4 protein-coding genes and 2 pseudogenes are annotated in these 5070 nt (G+C 66.8%); 5 read left to right on the top strand and 1 reads right to left on the bottom strand.

Annotated features, from left to right (window positions below; genetic code table 11):
• From WBV89_RS09590 to WBV89_RS09570, 5 genes and pseudogenes are all read left to right on the top strand, one after another.
• A pseudogene (locus WBV89_RS09590) lies at nucleotides 1-665 on the top strand (hypothetical protein); the annotation flags it as partial.
• Nucleotides 666-733: 68 nt separating this feature from the next.
• Entirely contained in the window at nucleotides 734-1597 is an 864-nt protein-coding gene (locus WBV89_RS09585) for an ABC transporter ATP-binding protein (RefSeq protein ID WP_423981113.1), read from the top strand.
• Complete coding sequence (locus WBV89_RS09580) at nucleotides 1594-2508, top strand: hypothetical protein (protein WP_423981112.1); 915 nt, start codon at nucleotides 1594-1596, stop codon at nucleotides 2506-2508. Before WBV89_RS09585 ends, WBV89_RS09580 begins: the two co-directional genes overlap by 4 nt.
• A gap of 12 nt (nucleotides 2509-2520) precedes the next feature.
• A complete protein-coding gene (locus tag WBV89_RS09575) occupies nucleotides 2521-3150 on the top strand; it encodes a hypothetical protein (protein ID WP_423981111.1) in 630 nt (209 codons plus the stop codon).
• A gap of 172 nt (nucleotides 3151-3322) precedes the next feature.
• Entirely contained in the window at nucleotides 3323-4294 is a 972-nt protein-coding gene (locus tag WBV89_RS09570; protein WP_423981110.1) for a GNAT family N-acetyltransferase, read from the top strand.
• A gap of 501 nt (nucleotides 4295-4795) precedes the next feature.
• On the opposite strand, the pseudogene WBV89_RS09565 reads toward WBV89_RS09570, so the two are convergent.
• Nucleotides 4796-5070 (bottom strand): annotated as a pseudogene (locus tag WBV89_RS09565) (winged helix-turn-helix transcriptional regulator); the annotation flags it as partial.

Below are 5070 nucleotides of genomic sequence, written 5' to 3'. Positions count from 1 at the left end.
GGATCGAGACGCGTGTCGAGGACCTCGACGCGGAGCGCAAAGCAGCGTGGCTCCGACGAATCGGCGTACGCGATGCCGACACCGTGGTCGTCCGGGCGATCGGGTCGCAGAGCGCGCAATGGACCCTCGCCACGGCGCTCATCCTCGGCGTCGCGGCGCTCGCAGCAGCGTTCGGCGGCACCGATGGCGCTCGACTCGCCTTCGTGGTGCTCGCGCCTCTGCTTCCCCCTCTGGGAGTCGCTGCGACGTTCCGTCTCAATTCCCACAGCACCACACTGCTCGAAACCACCGCGCCGTACTCGCCGGCACGGCTCCTGCTGTGGCGCACGGCATACGTGATCTCAACCGCCGTGCCGCTCGCCGTCGCCTTCGGCGCAGTGATCCCTGGCAACCCTTGGATCGCTGTTGCATGGCTCATGCCGTGTGCAGCATGCACGCTCCTTGTGCTCGTCGCATCGACATGGACCGACCCGCTGGTTCCGGCGATCGCAGTCTCGGGCACCTGGCTGGCGATCGTCGTCGGCTGGCACCTTCGCGACCTCCACGGCTCGCTCACCGCACCACCGGTTCAACTCGTGTCGCTGGCGGTCGCCGCCGCCGCCGCCGTCGTGCTCCGTAACCGCCTGACGGCTCTGTACGTCCCGGCCCCGATCGCCGTGTCGTGACCACAAACCCCAACCCGGTGATCGAACCCCACCGGGATGAACCCCGCCGACACGGAAGGAACGCAACCATGACCACCATCCATCTCGAACACGTCTCGCGTCGCTACGGCTCGACCGTCGCGCTCGATGACGTCTCGTTCGGCCTCGAACGAGGCATCACTGCGCTGCTCGGCCCGAACGGTGCCGGCAAGACGACGCTGCTCGGTCTGTTGTCGACCGCGGCCGCGCCTGATGCCGGGTCGGTACGGGTGCTCGGTCACCGCGCCGATGGCACGCTCGCCGAGCGAACCGAGATCCGACGGCGGCTCGGCTTTCTGCCTCAGGAGGTCGAGTTCCCCTCGGGGATGACGGCGTTCGGCTTCCTCGAGTACATCGCCGTTCTCAAGGAATGGAACGACAAGTCGGCACGTCACGCGGAGATCCGTCGGGTGCTGGCCGCGGTGCAACTCGACGACCGACCGACGATCAAGATCCGAAGGTTGTCGGGTGGCCAGCGTCGACGACTCGCGTTCGCCCAGGCGTTGATCGGGGACCCCGAATTGCTGATCCTCGACGAACCGACCACTGGGCTCGACCCCGAACAGCGAGCGGTGTTCCGGGCAACGCTGTCGGACCGGGGCCGTCGCGGAATCGTGCTCCTCGCCACCCACCAGACCGAGGACGTCGGTGCGGTCTGCGACCGGGTGATTGTGATGGATCACGGACGACTCGCGTTCGTCGGCGATGTCCCGGCGTTCATCGAGACCGCTCGCGGTCGCGTCTTCGTCGACGATCAACCGGTTCCCGGGGCGGTCGCCTCGTGGCGAGATCCGAGCCAACGAATCCGATCGGTCGGCGGTCGCCCACCGTCCGACGCAGTGCCGACCGCACCCACGGTCGAAGACGCCTATCTCCTGCTGATCGGCCCAGCCGCCAACGAGGTCGCGGCATGACCGCCGAGACGTTCGTCGCCGGGTCTGTGGCGCCCGCGCCGCCTCGGGTGTCGCCGGCCTGGAGCGACCTCGCACGTATCGAACTCGGGCGATACCTTCGTCGCCCGGTGTTCATCATCGGTGTGCTGCTGACGTACGCCGCGCTCCTCCCGTACCTCGACGCCGACGAGCCGGTCGACGAACTGGCGCTGATCGCGCCCGCCGCGCTCATCGGTCTGCTCGGTATCTCGACGAGCACGCTCCGGGTCTGGGCCTCGGACCGATGCGCTCGCGTCGCCGGCCCCACACCCGTCACCGAAGCGACTCGGACGACCGCGCATCTCACGGCCTGCCTCTTGCCGTTCGTAGCGGGTTGCGGCTTCGTCGCCATCACCTTCATCCGGTTCCACACCAACCCGCCACCGCCGAACGGGTACGCCGCGCTGATGTCGGATTCGTGGGTAGCCGCGGTCTGGTTCGGAACCGGCGCCATCAGCTGCCTCGGCGGCCCCATCCTCGGCGTCGTGATCGCCCGCCAAGCCACGTGGCGCGCCGCCCCGATCGTCGCATCCGTCGGAATCGTCGCACTCTGCATCGTCTTCCAAGGCCTGTTCGCTCCGCTGCGTCGTATCCGCGTCGTCATGCCGTGGACGTACTGGGGCGGCCCGTTCGGCATCGAAGGCGACTCGGAGCGCTCACTGGTCCTGAGCGGGTCGCCCCAGTGGTGGCTGGCATATCTCGTTGCGCTGTGCGCGATCGGTGCGCTCGTCGCGATCCGACACGACCGTGAGCGGCGCCAGCGCGGTACCACCGTGGCAATGCGCGTTCTGGTTGCGGCTGCAATCTGTGGCTGCCTGTTGGCGATGTGGACCGGCGTCGGAGACACCATCGTCAACCCGATCCCGGGTTCGGGCACGTCGTGGGGCGGGTGACCGATCCGCGTCATGCGATCGACCTTGGTGTACCTCCGTGCCGCGACCTCCTGGGGACTCTTGGCGGGCTCGGTCGCGACGATGGTCGGATTGCTCATGGTCGTGGCCCGGTGGCCGAATGCGTTGTGGCCGCTACACGGTGGTGTGATCGGCATCGTCGCCGGCATGTCGGCGTGGGCTGTGGACGAGCGATGCGCCGCCGTCGTCGACGTGACGTCGAGACCGCTGTGGTGGCGCAGCACGGTCCGCGCCGTGCCGCCGGTCGTTCTGGCGGTCACCTGGTTGTCGATCCACGTCGTCATTCGCGACGACTTGCCGGACCATCTCCGACTGTTCGTCCTCCAGGGCATTGCCGCATCCGTGCTCGGATTCGCGATCGGCTGTCGGCTGCGCCAACAGGGCCGTGCCGAACCAGGCCACCGGTTCGCCGGCGTCGCCTCGCCACTGATCCTCGGGATCGCCCTTGCACGACCTGCCGACGAACACGCTCCGTTGTTCCCGATCTGGCCCCACGAAGACTGGGCACGAAGCAGAGCGATCTGGGTGACTCTCGCATTCGTCGGTGTGGCCGTCCTGGTGCGGACGTTCTGGATCGACTCCCGTGCTGCGTCGCGCGATCCGGCCGCTCGCTGTCTCGCGTGATCGCGAAACTCGAACCCGGACGCCCGGTGATGGTGCCCGCCGAATCCGAACGCGGAGCCCCGGAGGCACCGCGAGTGTGTCGTGTCACAACAATTCACGGTCGGTCAGGGATCGTGATGGGCATCTCGAACGGCGAAACCCAGGTCGAGGTCGCCACACGAAGGTTCGCATCGTGATCTCGCCCGTCCTTCGGCCGCCGACCGGCGATGACCTGCGGGCGATTCATTCGGTTCTGCTCCGGGCGGAGGCGGCCGATGGGGTCCATCGGGTGATGGAGTTCGACGAGCTGCGCGAGGAGCTCGACGACGAGCGCGTCCCGTTTCGCACCCACGCACGTGTGGCCGAGCTTCGCGACCAGATCGTCGGGTTCGTCTACGCACTTCACTTGCCGAGCGACGTGAAAGAAGAACGGTGCTACCTGTTCGGCGGTGTCGACCCCGTACATCGAGGGCAGGGTGTCGGCCGCGCACTCACGAGTTGGGCGATCGAGACGGGCCGCGCTGTGCTTGCTGCATCTCAACGTGATCTGCCGCGTCACCTCCGCGTCCAGGTCCCCGAAACCGCAGACGCAACGCACCGACTGATGACAGCCATGGGATTCGCTCCGGTCAGATACATCGACGATCTCGTCCGTCCACTCGACCACCTGCCCACCGGCATCGATGTCGATGTCGATGTCGATGGAATCACCATCGTGGCGTGGCCCGACGACCGAGACGAGGACATCCGCAGCGAGAAGAACGATGCCTTCATGGACCACTGGGGCTCCACCCCCACCAGCATCGACGACTGGCACCAACAGGTCCGAGGCTTCGGCGCCCGCACCGACCTCTCGTTCGTGGCACTCGACGCAAGCGACCACGTCATCGGTCATGCACTGAACCACCGCTACGAAGCCGACGACCAGATCACCGGACGATCGGAGGGCTGGATCGACAGCCTCAGCACCCTCAGCCAATGGCGACGACACGGGGTTGCATCCGCACTCATCGTCCGATCACTCCAAGCGTTCAAGGACGCCGGACTCACCCACGCTGCACTCTCCGTCGACTCCGAGAACCCGACCGGGGCGTCCCGCCTCTACCGAAACCTCGGCTTCCACCCATCGGCACGCAGCGTCGTCTACGAGATCGAGCAACCCTGAGCCCGCGTGAGGACGCTCAGTGTTCACGTCGCTGTCGACGGACCAGGACCCGCTCGGCGTGCCCAAGCAAGCCGCCCAACGCAAGTACGCCTCCAAGATCTCGGCGTAGCGCCCCTCGACGCGTGGGAACGCGACCGCCCGGACGCTCCGGATTGCGCTCCTTCGGCGGTCACGAAATGGTCACAGGATTTCCCGGACTCGACGGACTCCACCACACCGATCGGACGAATCGGACGGCGACTCCGCATGAAACCGCATGATCCGGACCGAAGTCCATACCGGACGGTTTGCGTCGGTCTGAACCCCCCTTTTCCTTTGGGAAAGTGCGGGTTCGAATCCCGCCCCGGGCACTCTGAGCTGGTGTGTACCGGCTCCGTCTGTGGCGGCTTCGATGCCACAAACCGATGGGTGCACAGATCCTGCACGAGGTGGGGCGTCGAGCGCAGGCCGAGAGCTCGGACGTGGTGGCGCGGGTCACTCGGGTGCAACGGATGGGCTGTGTCAGCGTGATTCGGTTGCGACGATCGCTCCGACCGGCGACTGTCGGAATGCGGTGAAGAATGCTCGGACGGCATGGCGGGAACCGGTCATCTCGACGTCGCCGCGGCGACGGGCATCAGCGAGCGACATGCGGCCGAGATAGGTGCGATAGAGAGCAGCGCGATCGGTGCGCAGGGTGACGTCGACATCGAAGCCCGGATCGGCCAGGCAGATCGAGGCTTCGTCCTCGACGACGATCCAGTAGCGATTGGGGTGGTCCGTGAAGGGCACGTACA

Origin of the sequence: Ilumatobacter sp., assembly GCF_049588435.1 — a bacterium.
Taxonomy (GTDB): domain Bacteria; phylum Actinomycetota; class Acidimicrobiia; order Acidimicrobiales; family Ilumatobacteraceae; genus Ilumatobacter_A.
This window is presented reverse-complemented; position numbering and strand designations above follow the sequence as displayed.